Genomic DNA, 21,793 nt, shown 5'->3' with positions numbered 1-21,793 from the left:
AAATCATAAAAAAAACCGCAAAGACTATAGTATGAAAAAAATCTTCCTTATAATTCTCTTATTTTTCTTTGCTGCATGTGATGGAAAAATTTATAATCAAGTACATGACAAAAGTCAAATCGGTGCAAAAATTAGAAATATAGAGATTATAGCAAGTGATGAGTTTTCACTTAAAGCTTCAAAAAATTTTCTTATAAAAAAAGGTTTTAAAATTGAAAAATCAGACTACATCTTAAGAGTTGAATATCGAGATTATAAAAAGACATGTACAAATCCGCTCTCAAAAACTTCCTCTGATTACAGTTACGACGGGCTAGTTTCAATTACTCTGTTTTATAAAAATTCAAAAGTACATTCAAGTTATAGAGATTTCAAAGGAGATGTAAAAGAGAATCTTTTTACACCTTTGATAAATAGTATGATTAGTGACTTAGAGATTAGTTTTTAGGGAATATGAAGAGAAGAGAGTATGTTTTTTCCGTTTCGTTTTGAGTAGTAAAGTTTATCATCAGCCATCTTGTAAATATCATCGACACTAAATATTTTAGTTGTTTTGTCAAAATCTACAACTACGATGCTAGCGGATATCGTAACAACATTAAAAGGCTCATTACCTATATGTTCTATAGAGAGTGCTTCTACCTTTTTAATAATTTGATTTGCAAAAGTATCAAGTTGTTCACTCCCTAAAATCGTAAGTATTACCGCAAACTCTTCTCCTCCTATTCTGCAAACAAAATCGCCTGCCCTGCAAAAGTGTCCCTTTAGACTTTTTGATATCTCTTTTAAAACCATATCTCCCATCTGATGTCCATAAGTGTCGTTATAGCTTTTAAAGTTGTCTATATCACACATAAATAGACATACTTTGCCTTTTTCTCTTATGCCAATGGAGACCTTTTTCTCAAAAACTTCATCAAAAAACCGTCTGTTATATAAATCTGTTAGAGAATCTGTAATGCTTAATTTTTCTATTAATTTTTTGTCGGTTATATCTTTTGCAAGCATCATATAGCCCAGCTTTTTTTTCTCAAAACTATAGTGAGGCATGATAGAGCTTTCAATGTAAAAGATAGTACCGTCTTTTTTTCTGTTTTCAAATTCACCGTGCCAAATATTATTTCTTTCTATACACTCCCATAGCTCTTTAAGTAAAGCTTCCTGCTCGTGCGCACCGAGAATATTATGGTCTTGCCCTACCAGTTCATATTTTTCATAACCGCATAAACGGCAAAATGCTTTGCTGATATCGGTAATAATTCCTTTACGGTCGGTGTATGAAACGATTATATGATTATCAACCATCTCGTTTAACTCATCTTTTTTATACTGAAACTCTTTTTCTTTTGTTATATCAAGAGCGATACCGCAAATTTTAATATCCCCGTTTTCATCTATCAGTGGAAATTTTTTTATTGAAAAGATTCTTTTTTTACCATCTACATGTAGTTCTATCTCTCTGCTTGTCGGCTTTTGCTCGTTTATTACAATCAAATCATCATTTGCAAGTTTTACAGTTGTTTTTTCATCAAATATCTGAGTATCTTTTTTACCTACTATGTTTTCTTGAAACATTTTATAAAATGCGTTGTTTGTAAAAAGGTATGTTCCGTCTTTGTTTTTTTCAAATATTATGGACTCTAAAGAGTTGAAAATATTTTTTATATTGTCTTTTTCTAGGTTAATTAACCTTAAGTATTTATTTAGATAATTTAGTGATTTTTTAAAAATAGATATATAATAAACTACAATAAGCAACGTAGTTACGAATCCTATAAGACTTATTATTTTTAGAGAGTTTAAATATTTTTCATGATATACAGATTCGCAATTTTCTACAAAATTGTTCAATTCATTAAAAATATCGTCTCTATTATTTATTATATCTTGATACGATTTTTCATTAAAATTTTGTATATAAGAATTAATATTTTTTATAAACTCTTTTATATTCGCATTTTGAGATATATTAGATTCAAGGTCAAGCTTATAAATTCTAATAAAATTTATAAGTTCTTTGTTGTTGTCAAAATACTCTTTTGCGACTATTCTTAATTTTTCGTATGCATCTTGATTTTGTGAACAGTGGTGATTCTTTACTTCAAAAATAACTTTTTGGGAAAGTGCTCTTTGTTTTCCAGCGATATTTATTAGTTTTGTATAATGTTCACTGCTAAAATTTACTTGGAGCAGTTTTGTTATTCCAATTAAAAAAAGAATTACGATTAAGCCAAGTATAATAAAATTTAATCTTTTAAGCTTATATATATCTGACATAAATTTTTCCAATCAACTTTTCTTATAGTTTATATAAATTGTTTGAGTTTTGAAAAGAGTGTATTGAAAATTAACTTAAATAATTATTTCTTAGAAAATTAGAGTAGTTATTCTAGAACATCCCTATATTTATCTCGAATTTCTAAAAAATCGTCAACATTTTCCAAAAAAAGTTCTACGAGTATAGGATCAAAATGTTTGCCTTTTTGCTCTTTAATGAAGTCTAATATTTTTTTAAATTCCCAAGCTTTTTTATAAACTCTATCACTTCCAAGAGCATCAAAGACATCTGCTATAGCGACAATTCGTGCATATACATGTATATCTTCTCCTGCTTTATTATTTGGGTAACCGTTTCCGTCATATTTTTCATGATGTTCTTTCGCAATAATCGCTGCAGCATTTAAAAGAGGTCTCTGTGAGCCACTTAGTACTTTATATCCTATATCGCAATGAGATTGCATTATTTCCCATTCTTTTTCATTTAAAGGACCGGGCTTTAATAATATAGCATCAGGAATAGCTACTTTTCCAATATCATGCATGGGGGAAGCTTTTGCTATCATATTTGCTTCTTTTTCATCAAATCCTGCTTTAATAGCAAGCAATCTTGAATAGTTTGCAACGCGATTGATATGATTTCCCGTCTCTTTACTTCGAGATTCACTTATCTCTCCCATACGGTATATTATCTCTTGTTGAGTTTTTTCTATTTCAAGATGCATCAACATCAGTTCGGTAATATCGCTCATAAGATGGAAATACTCTATTACATTTCCTTTATCATCAAGTATGGGAACAATAGTTGTATCTAAATAATATGGTTTTTTATCCTTAGTTAGATTTTCAAACTGTATATGAACTATCTCTTTAGAAGCTAACTTGTTTTGTATATTTTCACAATCTTTTTTGTCTGAATGCTTTTTTTGTCTAAGTTCAATACAGTTTTTACCTACTAGTTCCTCTTTTACATATCCGCTAAGTTTTGCAAATGTTTCATTAATATGAGTGATAATATTATTTGTATCGGTTCTAATGACGCTCCATGTCTCATCAATTGCATGCTCATATTCTTTTGCCAAATGACGTGCTTCCGCAAAATCTGCAGTAGTGATTCCAAGGGTATTTCTAATACGCTCTTTTTCTTCTTGTAAATCGGTTATATCTGTTCTAATAGCAATATACTCAAGCACATCACCGTTCTTATCAATTATAGGGTTTATAAAAACTTTCATCCAGTAAGTAGTACCATTTTTAGAGCAATTTTTCACATCTCCAACCCAAGGTTTCTTAAGGTCTTTGATTGTATGCCACATATCATAAAAAGCCTCTTTTGGCATATCCGGGTGGCGAATAATATTATGCGCTTTGCCTATAAGTTCTTCTTTCGTATAGCCGCTGATTTTACAAAATGCATCATTTGCGTAGCGTATAACTCCTTTCGCATCTGTTTTTGAGACGATAAAGCTCTCATCAACGGTTGCTTTATACTGTTCTAGCAGTAGAAGCGAGTTTTCAAACTCTTCGTTAAACATGTGAGCAGAGGATAAAATCTTATTGATAGTTGTATGCATAAAATAAATAAGAAATCCAAACAAAAGTAGTAGAGCAAAGAGAATAAAACTGATTCTTTTATTTGCCGCATCTATCTTTTTATTGATAGAGTCGTTTAAATTTGAAAAGAGTCTCTGTTCTATATTTTTAAATATATTTATACTGTTTGTCGCTATATCAAACCAATGTATAGGATTAATATTAAATTCTTTATTGCTATTGTTTTCTAAAGTAAAAGATATAACATTAAAAGTATCTTCTACAACTTTATTTTTTAGACTATTGTTATAAAAATCTAGAAATTCAATGTGTTTATTCAATGTTTTTTTAAATCTATTTATAGCTGCATTATAAATATTTAAAGACTCTTTAATTTGTATAAAATTTTCTTGTGAGAGAGTTTTAGTAACAAATACTTCATACAAAATTGCTCTTATCTGTCCTAGTTGTTCCTTAGCCGATGATAGGTAACTATAAGCTTGTATATAATTTCTGTCTTCCTTGTATTCCATAATTGTTGGTAACATTTTGATAAAATCAAGAAGAGTTATTATTTGTTGCGTGTAATATGTTCTCACTTCAAATGCTGAGAGTTCATATTTATCAATTGATTCTCTTGTTTTATTAATGCTGTTTATAAGATTTAAGCCTTTGCTATTTTGCAGATAATTATTATCTTTTATAGCCTTGTCTAAATCTTTCCTGGCAGAAGTAAGTGCACTGTTTCTATTTTTATTATTAGCGACAAATCCCGTACTCAGACCTCTTTCTATCTGCATGCAATGCACAATATTTGAGATAAGATTTGCTTGAGTTATCTGCTGTTTTGTTTCTGCTAAATTTTGTTTCACATTATATTCATATGTTATTCTGCTTATAGAAAAAACAATAATAATCAAGACGGGAACAAAAGTTAAAAAAAATAATTTGGATTTGATATTTAGTTTCATTTCATTTTTTATTTTATTTCATAAAGCATATTTTCAAGTATCTCAAAAAGTTCTTTACTTGCATCTTCGGCTTTTTTAAAATAATTAATTACTTCTTTTATATCTGTTAAGCAATTCCCGTTTTTTACACACTCTACGGCGGCTATAGCATTATTATGTACGATTGAGTGCGGGGTGTCTATTTTAGAAAATGATTTTGTATTTCCAAAAAGAGCTTTCCCATCATTTTGTTTCCATTTTCCAAATCTACAACTATTATGATTAGTCAAAGTTATATCTTTTTCATTAAATACCGCATAATAAGCATTGACTTTAAATAGTACATGATCTAATTTTGCAAGATTTATAAAAAGCTCATATTGTACATGTTGATTGTCTTTTTTAATAACTTTTGTATTCTCAAGAAGATCATCAATTTCTATCTTAAAATTATCAAGATTTTTGGAAGATTCTAAAGCTTCATTCTCCAACTTTTCACTATCAGTATGCATTGTATAAGCATTTTGTTTTAAAGTCTTAATATTTATTTCTACTTCTGCTGTTGCATTTTGTGTTCTTTCAGCCAGTTTACGAACTTCATCGGCAACTACTGCAAACCCTCGTCCATGTTCACCTGCACGTGCTGCTTCAATAGCGGCATTTAATGCTAGAAGATTCGTTTGACTAGAGATATCTTTTATTAGATTAATTACCTCAGATATTGCTATAACACTATAATTTAAATTTTCGGCAGTTGCTCTAAGGTCGTTTGCCATTTGAATTATTACATCTGTATTGAAAATTGAATTTGCATTTTCTCTTATATTTAACATAAAAAATTCATTATTATTAGTTAATTTTCCAATTTCTTCTAAAAATGAAATATTATTTTGTATGCCTTTTTGAATAACTTCAATATTTTTCATACAGCCTTGAGATAAGTTATGAGTAAGCTCTTTTTTAAGCTTATTCTCTTGTTCGGTATTTGTAAGTTTTTTTATTTGTTCTTTTATTGCTATGTGTTCTTCTTGTAGCTTTTCATAATCATTTTGTAATGTTTCTAATTCTGTTTCAAGTTTTTGTACTAGAGGTGATTTTTTTTTATAAAAGATTGACATGATTTTCCTTTTCAGTCATAAAAAATTAATATTATAAAACCCACTATAGTAGTTTTTATGAAATTGATGTTATCTAAATAAAATACAAAAATGAGCACATATAATAAAAAACAGGAAATTTAAAAATAAATTGTGATGTTTTGTAACGATTGTAAATATTTTATATTATTAACTATGTTAATAATATGAACTAAATTGAGGATTGACAACTTAATTTTTTTGAAGTTTTATTATAATATATTATATAAAACTACTATAGAGGGTTGTTAAATGATGCTATTGTAACTAAACTTCATTACAAAAAATTACTATAGTGGGTTTTATAAGTATGCAATTTGAATTTTTACAAGAGGAAATAGATAAAGCTCACAAAATAGTTGGACAAAATGTAAAAAAGTATCGTGAATTAAAAGGGCTCACACAATTAGAACTCTCTTTAGAGATGGGTAATAAATCCGTTAGTCTTGTATCCGCTGCAGAACTTTTTACAAATAAAAAGCATTTTAATGTAGAGCATCTTTATAAAATAGCAAAAATTCTGGAAGTACATATATCTGTTTTTTTTGAAGAGGTTTAAAGATTAAACCCCTCTTATTTTCTTAGTTTCTAAAAAATAGGTATGTCCAAGATATATCACAAAAAAAACAGCTCCAAAAAATATGGCAAACGGGAGTAAAGAGAGCAGATACAAAGCTAGTGTTTTTATTCTTAAATTGTTTGCATTTAAGTAGCTTATCTGTTTGCCTTCATCTTTTGTGCAGATAGTTGAAGAGATATCAAAAATAAGCATCTTATGAAAAAAGTAGTAAAGCGGAATATTGAAAGCTACTATATTTACAAGCGGAATAAGGTAAAACGGTATGAATAGTATAAAAAGCAAAAGCATAACGAGAGTTGATTTTAAGAGTAAAAAAATAGAGTAAACGACACCGCCGTGACTTTTCATCTCGACATTTTTGTAGTGTCTTGTCTGAAGCTCTCTTAAGATAAGCGGAGTTAAAAATCCTATAATGATTACCGCTACAAAAATAGAGAGATATATCGTTAAAAAACCGCCTATAGCGTAGATAAAAAAGGTTGCCAGCCAAGATGTAACGGTATAGCTCATTAAAAACTTCATAATAGAAGAACCTTCAAGCTGCGCGGTAAAGCTCTCCGTATGAGGAATACCGTTTTGGATGCTTGTCTGAGAACTTTCAACGTTTAGAGTACCTAATTGCTCGACCCCATAACCTGCTATAACAAAAAATAGAATGTACATGACAACCAGACTGATAATAAAAGGGAGTAGGGCATACTTGAGCATCTTTGGAGTTAGAAAATCTTTTACGCTTTGCAGTAATATATCTTTCTCATTCATCTTTTGCTCCATAATTTTTGATTTAATTTTAACTCTTCTACTATGCCGATGGCTAAATGCAGAGTCTGTACATACTCCATAGCAATTTTATACTCTAAAAGTGAACGAAAAACAGACGGCTCAAAGAGGTCTTTTTCGTACTCTATTGCCATGTAAATATGAGTTCCTACAAAAGAGACATGTATAGGGTGTTTTGATTTTTGTTTAAATAACAGTACTCTTTTCATCAGTGAGTGCGAGAGTATGTATCTTGCTTCTATCTGATCGGTAGAGTAAACAACAAACTCTTTTTCAAATTCGACATCATCCATTTTTACAAGTTCGTCTCTTATTCCGTTATTTGACTGAAGCCAGTGACCTATAATGTCTCCAAATGTATTTTGTGCGGTGTCGGGAAGAATTACGGTTTGTCCGTAAAAGTGCTTATTGAACTCTGCTGCTATAAAAAGCCCTTTAAAAATAGTGCTCCAGCTATCTTGCCCTTTGGAATTTTTTTCTCTTTTTTGTGCATGAATATCTGAAAACTCAATATTTACCCCGTCAATACTCCCTTTTACATAGTCGTTTCCGCTAAGTTTGTCAGGCTTAGAAAATAGTTTTGAGTGTTCAAAAAGTGACTCGCTTACATGTAAATCCAAAGAGTACTCTAATGTGTTATCAATAACATGTATAAGAGGCTTTATAATACTTGTTTTAAACTTATGAGTGTAATCATGAACTAAAATTTTATAAATTATTGTACCTATGGCTATATATGCAAATAGTATAAATTCATAGTAGTTCTTTAGCACAAGAGCAATAAAAAGGGTAACGGTTGTAAATAAAACAGCGACTAAAATGATTCTATGTTTAAGCTGTTCTCTCTCTTTTTCAAGTTTTTGAAGTGTAGGAAATAGATTTTTATAGTAAAAATCTGTAAGTTCACTAACGCTTTTCATCTAAACATTGCCTAATTAAAAAGCTCTTTGACGTTTACATTTTTTCTCTCACTATCCACAAGCTTAAAAACCTCTTTTGCATTGTAGCTCATAAGCGAAGCCATAAAATTTGTAGGAATCATCTCTATGGCGTTGTTGTAGTCGGTTACGGCTTGATTGTATGCTCGTCTTGAGGCTGAAATCTGCTCTTCAACTTCATGCAGTGTATGTTGAAGATGCATTACATTCTCATTTGCTTTTAGTTCCGGATAGTTCTCGACGGCTACCATAATAGAGCCTAACGCAGAGGTTACTTTTGCATCAAGAGCTATTTTTTCACTGTCGCTGATATTTGGTCTGTTTGCATCTGAACGAAGTTTCGTAACCTCTTGCAGGAGTGATTTTTCATGCTCCATATATTTGCTAACCGATGCGACAAGATTTGGGATGAGGTCGTAGCGTTTTTTCAAAACGCTATCTACACTTGCAAAAATATTTTCAACCTGATTTTTCTTTGCTACAAGAGAGTTGTACATTAAAATAAGTATAAGAACGATAACTATAAGAACTATAAGCGGTGCTGACATGTAAAAATCCTTTTGTCGTTTAGAAGTAGTTTATCTAAAAAAAGTTGAGATGTTTATATAGCTCTATTATAGAAAATATGTTATAACAGTACAAAACTTTTACATGTGGAAATGATGATGTTTAAAAAGCTACTCTCAAATCAAAGATATTACGGTACTAAAGATATAAAAGAGGATGATGAACAGAAGTATTACCGAAGCAGTTTTCACAAAGACTATGATAGAGTTATATTTTCCAACTCTTTTAGAAGACTCTCAAAAAAGACGCAGGTTCATCCGCTCTCAAAAAACGACCATGTACATAACAGACTTACGCACAGCTTAGAAGTGGCAAGCGTTGGGCGAAGTCTGGGGCTTAGAGCAGGGGAGTTTTTGAGTAAAAAATACCCTGAGATAAAGATAGACCCTTATGACGTGGCATATATCATTCAGACTGCTTGTTTGGCTCACGACATCGGAAATCCGCCTTTTGGACACGCAGGAGAAGAGGTCATAAAAGAGTGGTTTGAGAGCAATAAAGATAAAAATTTTTTAAAAGAGCTTTCATCCGATGAGCTTGAAGATTTTATCCATATTGACGGAAACGCACAGAGCTTTAGGATAGTAAGTCAGATAGAAAATAACCTATTTTGCGGAGGAATGAGACTTACTTTTGCAACTCTGGGAGCTTTGGTAAAGTACCCTCATCCATCAAGCAGGTGTGAACATTTAGGCAAATCAAAATTTAACTTTTTTCAAAGTGAAGCTGAGTTTTTCAAAACTCTGTTTTTGGAGCTTGGACTTGTAAAAATAGACGGCTCATACAAAAGACATCCGCTCTCATATCTGATGGAAGCCGCTGACGATATCTGTTACGGACTGCTTGATTTGCAAGATGCGGTTGAGCTTAAAATCATAATGCTAAAAGATACGAAAAACATCTTTACACTTATCTGCGGCGAGAAAGAAGTTGAGACGATATACGGAGATAATGGCTATTCTGATATTAAAAAAGTTTCAAGACTTGTTGCTATCTCTATTCACAACTTAGCCGTTCATACAATGGGAGTTTTTGAAGATAATTTTGATGCGATTATAAGTGATGATCAGCCAAAAGATTTAATAGAACTTTTTACGAACGAAGAGTATAAAAGCGCGATAAAAGAGGCAAAAAGCCTTGCTAGCAAAAAGATATTTAACGAAAAAAGAAAGATAGAACTTGAACTTGGAGCTTACAATATCATAGAGACGCTTCTTGACAATCTTATCCATGCAACTTACGACTTTTATAAAAAAGAGAGTGAAGAAAAGTTGCCTTTTAGATATAAACGTGCTTTAGAACTTATGGGAGAAGACAGACCGCAAAAAGGACAGAGCTTGTATAACATGTACCAAAGAGTGGTGGACTACATAGTCGGTATGACTGATAACCACGCTAAGTATGTGGCAAATCAGCTAAACGGGATGGGGATATAGGTTTATTATAATACAGATACAGACTCTAAAATATAGAGTCTGTAAAAATAACTATAAATAAAAATTCCACTCGTCTTTAGCTAGATAAATTCCTTGCATTTCTACAGAGTCTAAAAAGTTTTCTGCGATTTGATCTATGGACATAGTACCGTTTTGAGCTGCATTTATCCAGTGGGCTTTACCTTCTGTGTCCGACGCTCTGCCTAAGAGGGCTTCATAAAAAGTCTCTATCTTTCCGGCTAAATCAAGTGTGTCAAAGTCAACTTCGCTGTTTGCTTTATACTCTGCAGATGTTATAAAGCAAAGTGCTATTTGTCCCATACTCAATGTATCGTATGCCCAGTATTGAAATCCGTCTATCTCTGCTTGACGATCTAAAATCTGTGTATAGAGAGTTGCGATTTTTTCTTGCGTCGTTGTAGATTCAACAACATAAACTCCATCAGCAAACTCTATTGTTTCAGCATTTATAAGCGTATCTACTTCATCCGGATTAGAACTTAAAGCAACATACGTTTTACCTTCATCTCTTGTAATAACATAGTCTGCTTGATTGCCATCATAAGTTGCTTTATCATTTCCGCTTCCGCCGTGAAGAAGGTCATTACCTTCTCCGCCATATACGGTATCGTTTCCAGCCTCTCCAAAGATTAAGTCGTCTCCGCCTGCAGAACCAACGCTGTCATCTCCTGCTCCTGCATGAAGTTCATCATCATCTTCACCACACATAATGTCTTGAGAACCTTCGCCCGTAAAGATTTTGTTTTGTCCCTCACCGCCACGGATAGTTAGATTTTCACCTACTATTACCGCAAACTCAACATTATTGAGTTGTAGTGTTGAATTTGTAGGCAGTGTTTGAGCATCAATTACAAGTGCTTCCATCGGTGCAATATCGCCGTTTGCGGTATGTACCGTATTTGCGGTTCCTTGAATCGTTATCGGCGTAGCAGATGTAGTTGCACTATCACTTGTTAAAGTTATTTTATTTACAACCAGTGTATCTATATGACTTAGTGTATTTAAAAATGTCTCCCCGCCATTTAGCATACCAGTTTTTCCACTATCAGTTGAAGGGGTCGTAGTATCTATGTAGTAGATAAGATCATCGATAGCCGTTGTCTTAGTTTGTGTCGCTACCGGTGCACGGTTACCTTCGGATGAGAGTGTTATACCAGATGATAGTGAAGCTGTTGTCGCCCACTCGGTTTTAGAACTCTCTCCCCAATAAAGCGGTACGGCAGTAGTGCTTCCTGAAGTAGTGCTTGTAGGAGAAGTAGCTTTAATCGCTTCCACTGTGACATTCGGTTGGGTTTTAGTATTTCCGTTTACATCCGTATATGTTCTTGTTCCTGTCGCTGACTGTGTAACTACGGTGTTGCCGCCAACGGTGGTCGTAACGGATGTAGTTTTGCTTCCGCTAAGATTGCTATCATCTATTATGGTAGTTGTTGGAGTCGTTGGAGTAGATGGAGTAGATGGAGTAGATGAACCGCCGCCACCACTTGAAGGAGCAGCAACATTATTTGTAACGGATGTGCTTGTCAGATCTACTGCATCACTACCTATGCTATCTTGTATTGCATTATTGCTTGTTGCACTATTTGATTCAGGTGCGATATAAGCGACGGTAACCGTTTGCCCATTTGTTATAGTCGTAGTTAATGTTAATTCGACAGTGCTTCCGCTGATTGTCACTGCCGTTACCGTATTTGCAACTTCTCCAATCATGACTGTAAAATCGGTTGTAGCAGCCGTTGTAGCGTACAATGCTTCACTGTATGTTAGTATTACTTTTGTGCCGTTTGTATTTGTTGCGGCCGATGTAAAAGTTGGAGCCGTAGTATCGATCGCTAATGTTTGAGTAGCGGCAGAACTGATATTACCGGCACTATCTGTTGCTGTTACGCTCACACTATTGTCTCCATTAGCATTGATCTCTAGTGCTCCGCTGTCTGGTTCTGCACTGCTGGTATCAACAGACCAAGCACCACTACCATCTGCCGTTGTTGTATATGTTGCCCCTGCTATCACGACTGTTACCGCTGCATTTGCTTCTGCCGTTCCTGCAACAGTCGGAGTGTTGTCGTTACCACTTGCTGAAGATGTAACCGTCGGTACACTAGGAGCAAGAGTATCTCCCGTAATGCTTAGAGTATTGCTTACAATGTTATTGTTACCGCTACTTGTAAACGTATCGGCAGCAATAGAGATGCTTCCGCTTAAGCTTGCAGTATTTACCGTTGGAGTAAATGTAGCGGTATAGTGCGTAGCATCTGTAGCACTTACGGCTGATAGTGTGCCGCCGGAGACTGTAATATCGCCATCGGTAAATCCAGTCGGTGCTTCGCTAAATGTAAACGTCACTGTCGCGGTCTGTCCTGATTTTAGAGTACTGTCATCGACGGAGATCGTGACGGTCGGGTTGGAGCTGATGATGATGGTCTTAGCTTCGTCATGGATGTTTCCTGCCGCATCGGTAGAGCGGAGAGTATCAATAGTATAGGTTCCCACTCCCAGTCCCGCAGGGTCAGTAACGCACAAATCTGAGCCGCTGATGGTGAACCAGGGACTATCATCCCCGATAGAATAGGTAAAGGTGTCGCCTGTCGTCGCATCGGTCGAAGAGAGGCTTCCTACTACTACCGTATTGGCTCCTCCTGCCGTCGAAGCGGTGTTATTGCTGAGGGTGATTGCGGTAGGGCTATTGGTTTCGACGACGTAATTCGCCGAATCGGTGGTTCCGACCGCCGCATTGAGCGCTATATCAGTCACACCCGTGTTGTTGAGGGTAATAACGTTGGCGGTATCACTTATGTTCGCTGTCGGGGTAAACGTCGCCGTCCATGTCGTACCGCCGTTGCTAGAGGATACGTCGCTGAGCGTTCCGTTGGCGAGGGTCAAATCGGCGTTGCTGAATCCGGTAACGTCTTCGCTAAACGTGATGGTTACCAGTGAGGTATCACCTGCTTTGAGAGCGGTGTCAGCCATAACGATAGAGACAACGGTCGGTAGTACCGTATCGATCGTATAGTTGGGTGATTCAATGCTTCCGCTCCCTGCATTGCCGGCCGCGTCGCTCACCCCCGCTCGGTCGAGAATAATAACGTTCGTTGCATCGGTCGTAGTGACGCTCGGGGTAAACGTCGCCGTCCATGTTATGCCGCCATCGCTCGAAGTGACGTCACTGAGGGTTCCTTTGGCGATAGTCAAATCATCGTTTGTAAATCCGGTAACCGCTTCAGCAAATGTGAACGTCACCAGTGATGTATCTCCCGCTTTGAGGGCGGTGTCCGCCATCGTGATCGTCACAGTCGGCAGTTCCGTATCGATGGCGTAGTTCGCCGAATCGGTGGTTCCGACTCCCGCATTGCCTGCCAGGTCGGTCACTCCCGTTTTAGTGAGGGTGATAATGTTGCTCGCATCGTACAAATCGTTGGTCGGGGTAAATGTCGCCGTCCATGTCACTCCGCCATCCACTGAGGCTACATCAGTGAGTTCTCCGTTGGTAATGGTCAGATCGGCGTTGCTGAATCCGGTAACCGCTTCGCTAAACGTGATCGTCACCAGCGACGTATCTCCCGCTTTGAGAGCGGTGTCCACCATCGTGATCGTCGCGGTCGGTGCGGTGGTATCTACTTTGTAGCTACCATTATCCGTGACCGACACATGGGTTAATGTCGCATCATTTCCTGCGGCATCTTTTAGTGTACCGCCGTTTAAGGATAGACCATCAGCATCAAAGCTAATCCCGTTTGCATCGGTTTGAGCTGCCAAAACGGTGTAGGTAAAGGTCAATGCCGTTGTACCCGTACCACCGGTATAGTTAGCTTGTACGGTTGTACCACCGATATTAAGTGCGAGTTGCGGTGTCCCTGTAACAGTGGTTGCTTCGTTCATGGTGAGCGTAGCGGTTACCACATCGCCCGCATTGAGTGTGCTGTTTTGCGCACCTGTGGCGGAGGTGATAGCGACGGAAGAGACAGTTGGACCGGTGGTGTCGGAGACTACCGGAACATCTGATGAATATTCATTTGCGGCTACGGTAACGGCACTTGGTCCAGATACGTTAACAGTAAGTGTACCTGTAGCTGTCGTACTAAAACTCGTTAATACCAATACATAGGTGTGCCCATTAGTTAAACCATAACTAAAATTTGACCATAAATCAGCAGCAGTATCGTCTTGTGCCAAAATCAGATTGGTTAGCGGATTCGCAGGGTCGAATGAACCGTCATAGAGCAACAAAAAAGTATCAGAAAACTCTGCAGCCGTCACGTTAAAGGTAAACGTACCGTCTGCGCTCGGGGTAACGTTCCTAGTAAAGTACTGGAACTGAGCCCCGTATAGACCTGTTATATCACCAGGATTCGCCGCATAATATGTAGACTCATAATAACCATCCCCATTATCATCCGCATATGTTTTTGGTCTATCAAAAGTATTATCCGCTAACAAGGTTCCGTTAATATCTGTACTGATAGGACCGGCTAACACCTGAAAATCAACCGCAGGACCAAACTGATAGGTTGCATTTTCTTCATATGCAGCGTTGATGATCATAAGATGGGATGAACTATCAGCAACAAATGACCACTTATCGGCAATAGCATTTAAAGCACTAATATCCGTTTTACCGTCTATCCATTCGCTTCCAGTATAGGTTAGTATTTTATTTCCCACACTATTCCAGTCGGCATCGTATTCCGCGAGGAACACATACATATTGCCACTGGCATCACTTATCATAGCGTAGGGAGTAGCATTAGCCCCCTGACCAGTCAAAGCAGGCGAATAGGTATGACCTGCCGTGCCTGGCACTATAGGTTCACTGTTCCACACCCCGCCGCTATAAGACCAAAAACTCATTTCATAATTGGTGCCATCCACCGCTAGAACGTGCAAATTACCGGCTGCATCGATAGCCGCTCCACAAAAGTAACCAGTTGCATCAATAGTAGTCGTTATTGGCGAACCCGAAGCGATACCGTTTACAAATTTCTGAAATATGACCTGAGGAGTGTCTATAACATTATACACGACATAGGTCTCTCCTGCTCCGGCACCGGCGAAACCATATACTGTTGTTATCGCTGCCGCTCGATCGTTAGAACCATCGGCACTTGTGATAACAAAACTTCCGGAAATATTTGTCGCATAAAAATTTTTCTCCTCACTTATGGCATCGTAACGATAGTCAGCCCATCTATGAAAAGCTATCTGAACATGGTCGTTACTATCAATAACGATACTTCCATTGCTTAACGTATAATTTGCCCCATAGGGTGATGAAGGAGTCAAGGTTTCGATCTCGGTAAAAGACCAGTTACTACCATCAAAAGTAGCGATTTGAGATTTTACATGACCACAAATACCATCTCCAATCATCTCATAAGAACTCACAACGGTATAAAGCTTACCGGTCGAATCCACACCCAGCGGCACATCTGCTCGCATGGATACATCACCGATTATAGCAGGTGTAAGAGTTGTTATCTGAGACCAAGCACTACCGTTCCATTTAAAAAATTGAATCAGTTGCTCACTATCGGCTAAGGCCATATAAAGATTATCATCAGCCCCACGAATAATCGTAGGCGCATAGTTACCATTCTGTGAATCTGGGATTGTTCCTGTATCTATTGTCAATATGCCATCATAGGTATCAACGGAAAGTGCGTGATTATCAACCACACCGTGATTAACTTCTAGTACCCAATCCCCGCCTTTATCAGCCGCACCGCTCACATCGTCCGAGGCTGCGATGTCCGCACTGGTTGCAAGGGCGAGTTTCCCGATAAATTCCGTTCCTGCACTTCCCTGCGCGACATTACACCCATAGAGGAGGATGTCGCCCTCATTTGTAAGTGAAGAGCCTATTTCTGAGAGTAAAGCAGAGTAGTCGTTTATGGTTTCTTCATTTAGTTTTATATTCCCAAAGTCAAGATTTGCTTGACTTGCGTGACTAAATATATGTATGGATGAGAGATCCGAGAAGTTTGAGCTTATGGACGCCATTTGCTCAAGAGCATTTTGTTTTGAATCTATGATAAAAACAGTTGTATCCGTCGGTATGCCGGATACTATGTTTTGATAGTCTTGGACATTGTCCAAAACAAACGCTATGCTAGTAAGGGGGGGGTAACTTCAAATGACATATTATGATTCCTTTTAATTGTTTAAAACCGTTTTGTTATAATACTAGAGCAGTGTTGCAAAAGTGTTGCAAGCCAACCAAAAGTAATAAATTGTGCAAGAAAGCCATGATTTAAGCAGAAGAGTAATTACTAAAGAGTTAAAAATACTTACCTTTAAAGAGTATTTTGAGATAAAACATAACGCAACGCTTCCTTCTTTTCACTCGATGAGATACTTTCAAAATACAAATATTTTACTCACACTCTCAAATGATCAAAAGATAATAACCGACATAGGTGATTTTGTAACTGGCGAGAGGGTTTTTGGGGTGAAAATAAGAAAGTGTAAAAAATTCAACAGACAATTTGTTTTCTATGAAATTGGGATACAATATCGAACTCAAATAGAGCTATATAAACAGTGCTGGGGATAGATACCGTATGTTAAAACCAATGTTAAAATTAATCCTTGTGTTAATGTTAGTTGCAGCCAATTTAGTTGTGGCAAATGAGCTTCCAACTCTGTGTAGCAGAGACAAAAATATAAATGAGTTTACAATACTAAGTTATCACGAAATAGCCGCAAAAGGTGAAACTCTAAATTCAACTTACACAGTCACTCCAGAGAATTTTGAAGAGCAGATACGCTTTCTTATGGATAATGGATATCACTTTGTGAGTGTAGATGATATTTTAGAGTATAGAAAAAATGCAAAGCCGCTTCCAGACAAAGCTGTTTTACTAACATTTGATGATGGATATCAATCTGTCTATGCAAATGCCTTTCCAATAATAAAAAAATACAAAATTCCTACCGTTGTAGCACTTGTTGGTAGTTGGTTAAAGTCAAAAGAGAGAGTTGATTTTGATGGACATATGATAGATAGAAGCAAGTTTTTAAGCAAAGAAGAGATAAAAGAGATGATTTCTAGCGGTTTGGTAGAGATTGCAAGTCATACATATGCTCTACACAAAGGGATACTAGGAAATCCATATGGCAACAAACTCCCAGCTGTAAAGGCAAGAGAGTGGCTAGAAGATAAACAGATGTATGAAAATGAGAGAAGTTATGAGAAACGTGTACATGATGATTTGCTCCAAAGTGCTACATTTTTAAAAGGATATATAAAGCAAAGACCTCGTGTAATTGTTTGGCCTTATGGTTACTACAATAAAAAAGCTACTAAAATAGCCGAGAAATTAGGAATGTTTATCGGACTAACACTCGATGATGGAAGCAATACAAAAAATACACCGTTAAATGCCCTAAGACGAATATTGGTTGAGGGAAAAATGGATATTGCTGATTTGAAGTTGGCAATGGCGATAAGAGATGCAAATTTTACAGATGATGCAAGAGCTACAAAAGCAGCACATATAGATTTGGATTATATCTATGATGAAGATCCACAACAAAGAGAAAAAAATCTCGGTGCTTTACTAGATCGTATAAATAACTTGGGAATAAACACAGTCTATCTTCAAGCTTTTGGTGATCCTGATGCTAATGGTGCGGCAGATTTTGTCTATTTTGCAAACCGACATGTACCGATGCGTGCAGATTTTTTCAACAGAGTCTCTTGGCAGATAAAAACTCGAACACATGTAAGTAGAGTTTATGCTTGGATGCCTATGATTGCGTGGCAACTTCCATCAGAAAATCCAGCTGCAAAAGATATGGTAGTTACCCTTCAAGTAGATTCGACTCACTTAAATATGGGATACCCACGTTTATCTCCATTTTCTTCAAAAGCACAAAAAGTTATTAAAGAGATTTATGAAGATTTAGCAAAATCAACCTTTATAGATGGCATACTGTTTCATGATGATGTAACGCTCTCTGATTATGAAGATGATAGCAAAGCAGCAAGAGCGCAATACAAAAAATGGGGATTGTCACAAAGTGTTAATGAAATCAGAGCAGACAAAGTACAGTTTGCAAAGTGGACTAAGCTAAAAACTGAGTATTTAGATAATTTTGCGATGGAGCTTGCTCAAATATTAAGAGATGAACAACCTGGAATAAAAACAGCACGTAATCTATACGCACAAGTTGCACTAAATGAAAATGCGCAGGAGTGGTATGCACAATCACTAAGCGAATCGATAAAAAAATACGACTACACAGCAATTATGGCGATGCCATACATGGAGCAAGCCGAAAATCATACGGAGTTTTATGACAATATAGTAAAACATGTAAAAGAGGATGAGTGCGGTTTAGAGCGCACTGTTATGGAGCTTCAAAGTGTGGATTGGAGAAAAGATAGTGAGCCTATCTCATCAAAAGAGCTTAGTCAAACCATAGAGCATCTTTATGATTTGGGAGTACACCATATCGCATACTATCCTGATAATCTGTACAAAAACAACCCTGATGCTGATGTTATAAGAGAAGATTTTGCAAAAAAAGATTTGCGAATGCATACTATAACACCGAGTTTTACAGCGCCAAACAACTAGGAGTAGGTAATGGAAACATTTTTTATCTGGTGGCATTACATCTGGCATGCAATATTGGGTTATGTGTTTTACTATCCGCTTTTTATGTCCACGCTCTGGATGATAGGTGCGATATTTTTCTATTTTAAAAGTGAAAAGCGTTATATAAATGATACGATTCCAGAGCTAAGAGAGGGTGAGAGTTGGGCAGGAGTATCAATATTAATCCCATGTTACAACGAGGGAGAGAATGCTATTGAGACTATCACTTATGCGCTAGATGTTATATATCCAGAGTTTGAAGTAATAGCTATTAATGATGGAAGTAAAGATGATACTTTAGAGATATTGCTCTCTTTAGCAAAAGAGAATCCAAGACTCAAAGTTGTAAATTTAGCCCAAAATCAAGGCAAAGCATTGGCTCTTCAAGCTGGCTCACTTATAGCAAAGCATGAGTATTTGGTTTGTATAGATGGAGATGCTCTCATCGATCCATATTGTGTTTACTGGATGGCAAAACACTTTATTCGCTACCCACAAGTTGCAGCTGTAACAGGTAACCCAAGAATTAGAAATCGTACAAGCTTACTCGGCAAAATACAAGTAGGAGAGTTCTCCTCTATTGTTGGTATGATAAAGCGTGCACAGCGAAGTTTTGGGCGTCTATTTACAGTTTCAGGCGTAATTACCGGTTTTAGAAAATCTGCCGTTCATGAGGTTGGTTATTGGAGTCCTGATATGCTAACGGAAGATATAGATATTACATGGAAGTTACAAAGAAACGGTTGGGATGTTCGTTTTGAGCCTAAATCTTTAGTATGGATTTTAATGCCTGAGACTATCAAAGGGTTGTGGAATCAGCGTTTGCGCTGGGCCAAGGGTGGTGTTCAGGTAATGTTTAAAAACTTTAAAGTTCTATTTTTACATAAGCAGACACATCTTTGGGGGCTTATGATAGAGTTGCTTCTTAGTATGGTTTGGGCGTACAGTATGGTTTTGGTAATTCTGGTTTGGATTGTAGGTATGATTCTTCCAGTTAATTATCTTATGCCATCAGAGTCACCAATTTTGCCAGATCAAGGAAGTGTTATTTTAATTGGTGCTTGTCTTATACAGTTTGGAGTAAGCAAGTGGCTTGATGGTCACTATGATGAAGGTTTGGGAAAGAATTACTTTTGGATGATTTGGTACCCGTTTGCCTTTTGGTTTTTAAATCTATTTACTGCTGTTGTAGCACTTCCAAAGGTTTTATTTGGTAAAAAAAAGAGTCGTGCTAGATGGGTTAGCCCAGATAGAGGAGTTCATCAACAATCTACAAATAAGAAAAAAGGTTAAACATGAAGAAGAAAACCTTAATTATTAACAAACGCCACGAGATGCCTTTTTCAAAAAAAATCGGCTGGGATATAGTGACAATTCTTCTGTGGGTTGGTTGGATATATTTGTGGAAACCGCTACTTATAGTTTTTTATAACATTGTTACTTTAGATGCAAATGTAGATGAAATATCAAAAGTAATTTTTGATGAAATATCAGCAGTTACAGTCGAACATGCTCTAATCATGTTGGTTGCAACACCTACTATCTTGTTTATATTATCATGGTTAAATCGACATGTCGCTCCAAGTGAGCATTTTATCTATAAGTTTGATGAGTATGCTAACTATTTTAAAGTAGATAGTACAAAGCTAAAAGAGTCAAGGGATGAGCAACTAATAACCATCTATCATGATAATAACGGTCATATTTCAAATATCGAAAATAAGATTTAGCCTCTGCTTATAGCCTTCGCAGCTGCGTATCCGCTAGCCCATGCAAAGGCGAAATTATAGCCGCCTCTTTTGCCTACTACGTCTAATACTTCTCCGCAGAAGTAGAGGTTTTTTTGCTTGAGCGATTCAAAAGTTTTTGGGTTTATCTCAGTCGTATCGACTCCGCCGCCTGCGACCTCTGCATGACGAAAGCCGTGAGTCTCCTTTACTTCAAAACGCCAGTCGAGTATCCGATTGGCTATCTTTTTGCTTAGTTTTGTGCCTATTTCTTCGCTACATGTAGAGGTTGAAATCTCCAAATCGTCTAAAATTCCGTTAACGATTTTAATTGGAAGAAGCCCTGTTAAAATATCAGCAATTGTAAAATCAGGCATATTTATAGCTATGGAGCTTATATGTGATGAGAGTTTTTGAGCGTTAAAATTTGGCAGAAGATTTATAGATATGCTTACACCCCAAGGGCACTTCTTACAGGGCGCATGTGAATGCTCCATCAAAGCAACACTCGCACCTTGCGATATATCCAAAACTGCAAAGCCAGATACCCCATAATCTGTAAAGAGGATATCGCCTTTACATGCGCCCTGTAAGAAGTGCCCTTGGGGTGTAAGCTCTTTTTTGTTATTTACAAGCAGTGTTATTTCACCCTCTATCTTTGCTCCGCTCATCTTTTTTATGACTTTAGAGTCAAGATGGAGCTGAACGAGTGAAGGGTAGGTCGGGATGATATTGTGAGAGAACTCTTTGGCAAAGGCAAGTCCGTCTTCATTTCCGCCTAGATGAGACGCCGCCTGCGAGCCTGTTGCTACGACAACCGCATCATACTCTTGAAGCAGTTTTTTTATATCTGTTATTTTTGTATCGGTATGAAAATTTACACCGATATTTTTAGCATAATTTATTAGCAAAGAGGCTACGTTTTTGGCTTCATTGCTAAGTGGATAAACGCGTCCGTCTTCTTTAACATCTAGTAAAAGTCCGATACTTTGACAAAATTTCTCAAACTCTCTAAAGCCAAACTCTTTTAATGCATAATCCATAAAGAGCGGATTTTGTGAGAAATAATCGTTACATGTAAGATTTGTGTTTGTAATGTTGCAACGACCGTTTCCGGATACCAAAATCTTTTTTGCACATTTAGAGTTTTGCTCAAAAATATCTACACTAATCCCATTTTTTGCACAAAAAATAGCACATAAAAGCCCTGAAGCGCCGCCGCCGATGATTGCTGTTTTTTTCATTTTA

At 36.6% G+C, this 21,793-nt stretch carries 16 protein-coding genes and 1 pseudogene; 8 read left to right on the top strand and 9 right to left on the bottom strand.

What is annotated here, in order from left to right:
* Positions 1 to 31: 31 nt before the first annotated feature.
* Positions 32 to 448, top strand: coding sequence for a hypothetical protein (locus A2530_RS04640; RefSeq protein ID WP_294886077.1), 417 nt, complete (start codon positions 32 to 34; stop codon positions 446 to 448).
* On the opposite strand, the gene A2530_RS04635 is transcribed toward A2530_RS04640, so the two are convergent.
* The 3 genes from A2530_RS04635 to A2530_RS04625 all read right to left on the bottom strand — a co-directional run bounded on the left by A2530_RS04635 (position 445) and on the right by A2530_RS04625 (position 5,878).
* On the bottom strand, positions 445 to 2,277 hold the full coding sequence (locus A2530_RS04635) for a sensor domain-containing diguanylate cyclase (protein ID WP_294886075.1): 1,833 nt from the start codon (positions 2,275 to 2,277) through the stop codon (positions 445 to 447). The two genes, A2530_RS04640 and A2530_RS04635, sit on opposite strands and share 4 nt — an antisense overlap.
* 107 nt (positions 2,278 to 2,384) lie before the next feature.
* The gene (locus A2530_RS04630; RefSeq protein WP_294886073.1) at positions 2,385 to 4,682 is read right to left on the bottom strand and encodes a PAS domain S-box protein; all 2,298 of its coding nucleotides are present in this window, start codon (positions 4,680 to 4,682) and stop codon (positions 2,385 to 2,387) included.
* 107 nt (positions 4,683 to 4,789) lie between these two features.
* Positions 4,790 to 5,878, bottom strand: coding sequence for a methyl-accepting chemotaxis protein (locus A2530_RS04625; RefSeq protein ID WP_294886071.1), 1,089 nt, complete (start codon positions 5,876 to 5,878; stop codon positions 4,790 to 4,792).
* Positions 5,879 to 6,206: 328 nt separating this feature from the next.
* Here A2530_RS04625 and A2530_RS04620 point away from each other — a divergent pair, with 328 nt between their 5' ends.
* A complete protein-coding gene (locus A2530_RS04620; RefSeq protein WP_294886070.1) occupies positions 6,207 to 6,455 on the top strand; it encodes a helix-turn-helix transcriptional regulator in 249 nt (82 codons plus the stop codon).
* Between the two features lie 3 nt (positions 6,456 to 6,458).
* Here A2530_RS04620 and A2530_RS04615 read toward each other — a convergent pair whose 3' ends face one another.
* The 3 genes from A2530_RS04615 to A2530_RS04605 are packed head-to-tail and all read right to left on the bottom strand — an operon-like array spanning position 6,459 to position 8,742.
* On the bottom strand, positions 6,459 to 7,238 hold the full coding sequence (locus tag A2530_RS04615) for an EI24 domain-containing protein (protein WP_294886068.1): 780 nt from the start codon (positions 7,236 to 7,238) through the stop codon (positions 6,459 to 6,461).
* Positions 7,235 to 8,176, bottom strand: a complete 942-nt coding sequence (locus tag A2530_RS04610; protein ID WP_294886066.1) for a DUF3137 domain-containing protein — start codon at positions 8,174 to 8,176, stop codon at positions 7,235 to 7,237. The genes A2530_RS04615 and A2530_RS04610 overlap by 4 nt, the downstream gene beginning before the upstream one ends.
* An 11-nt stretch (positions 8,177 to 8,187) precedes the next feature.
* Complete coding sequence (locus A2530_RS04605) at positions 8,188 to 8,742, bottom strand: LemA family protein (protein ID WP_294886064.1); 555 nt, start codon at positions 8,740 to 8,742, stop codon at positions 8,188 to 8,190.
* A 117-nt stretch (positions 8,743 to 8,859) separates the two neighbouring features.
* Between A2530_RS04605 and A2530_RS04600 the strand changes: the two genes are divergently transcribed.
* Positions 8,860 to 10,197: a deoxyguanosinetriphosphate triphosphohydrolase gene (locus A2530_RS04600; RefSeq protein ID WP_294886062.1), complete on the top strand. Its 1,338-nt coding sequence runs from the start codon at positions 8,860 to 8,862 to the stop codon at positions 10,195 to 10,197.
* Positions 10,198 to 10,248: 51 nt separating this feature from the next.
* Here A2530_RS04600 and A2530_RS04595 read toward each other — a convergent pair whose 3' ends face one another.
* The gene (locus A2530_RS04595) at positions 10,249 to 13,995 is read right to left on the bottom strand and encodes an Ig-like domain-containing protein (RefSeq protein WP_294891471.1); all 3,747 of its coding nucleotides are present in this window, start codon (positions 13,993 to 13,995) and stop codon (positions 10,249 to 10,251) included.
* A gap of 199 nt (positions 13,996 to 14,194) precedes the next feature.
* Between A2530_RS04595 and A2530_RS04590 the strand changes: the two genes are divergently transcribed.
* The gene (locus A2530_RS04590; protein WP_294886158.1) at positions 14,195 to 14,323 is read left to right on the top strand and encodes a hypothetical protein; all 129 of its coding nucleotides are present in this window, start codon (positions 14,195 to 14,197) and stop codon (positions 14,321 to 14,323) included.
* Positions 14,324 to 15,915: 1,592 nt separating this feature from the next.
* Here A2530_RS04590 and A2530_RS11915 read toward each other — a convergent pair.
* Positions 15,916 to 16,311 (bottom strand): annotated as a pseudogene (locus tag A2530_RS11915) (DUF4347 domain-containing protein); the annotation flags it as partial.
* Between the two features lie 136 nt (positions 16,312 to 16,447).
* Here A2530_RS11915 and A2530_RS04585 point away from each other — a divergent pair.
* The 4 genes from A2530_RS04585 to pgaD are packed head-to-tail and all read left to right on the top strand — an operon-like array spanning position 16,448 to position 20,548.
* A complete protein-coding gene (locus A2530_RS04585) occupies positions 16,448 to 16,768 on the top strand; it encodes a hypothetical protein (protein WP_294886060.1) in 321 nt (106 codons plus the stop codon).
* Between the two features lie 7 nt (positions 16,769 to 16,775).
* Positions 16,776 to 18,797 (top strand): poly-beta-1,6-N-acetyl-D-glucosamine N-deacetylase PgaB, encoded by a 2,022-nt coding sequence (gene pgaB, locus A2530_RS04580; protein WP_294886059.1) that lies wholly within the window; start codon positions 16,776 to 16,778, stop codon positions 18,795 to 18,797.
* Positions 18,798 to 18,806: 9 nt separating this feature from the next.
* Positions 18,807 to 20,111 (top strand): poly-beta-1,6-N-acetyl-D-glucosamine synthase, encoded by a 1,305-nt coding sequence (pgaC, locus tag A2530_RS04575; protein WP_294886058.1) that lies wholly within the window; start codon positions 18,807 to 18,809, stop codon positions 20,109 to 20,111.
* Between the two features lie 2 nt (positions 20,112 to 20,113).
* Positions 20,114 to 20,548 carry a poly-beta-1,6-N-acetyl-D-glucosamine biosynthesis protein PgaD gene (gene pgaD / locus A2530_RS04570; RefSeq protein WP_294886056.1) on the top strand — a complete coding sequence of 145 codons (435 nt, stop codon included), beginning with the start codon at positions 20,114 to 20,116 and terminating at the stop codon, positions 20,546 to 20,548.
* On the opposite strand, the gene A2530_RS04565 is transcribed toward pgaD, so the two are convergent.
* A complete protein-coding gene (locus A2530_RS04565) occupies positions 20,545 to 21,789 on the bottom strand; it encodes an NAD(P)/FAD-dependent oxidoreductase (protein WP_294886054.1) in 1,245 nt (414 codons plus the stop codon). The two genes, pgaD and A2530_RS04565, sit on opposite strands and share 4 nt — an antisense overlap.
* Positions 21,790 to 21,793 lie beyond the last annotated feature (4 nt).

The sequence above is a fragment of the Sulfurimonas sp. RIFOXYD2_FULL_34_21 genome, assembly GCF_001830805.1.
Taxonomy (GTDB): Bacteria; Campylobacterota; Campylobacteria; order Campylobacterales; family Sulfurimonadaceae; genus Sulfurimonas.
Note: the sequence above shows the minus strand (reverse complement) of the source record. Positions and strands in the feature narration are given on the sequence as shown.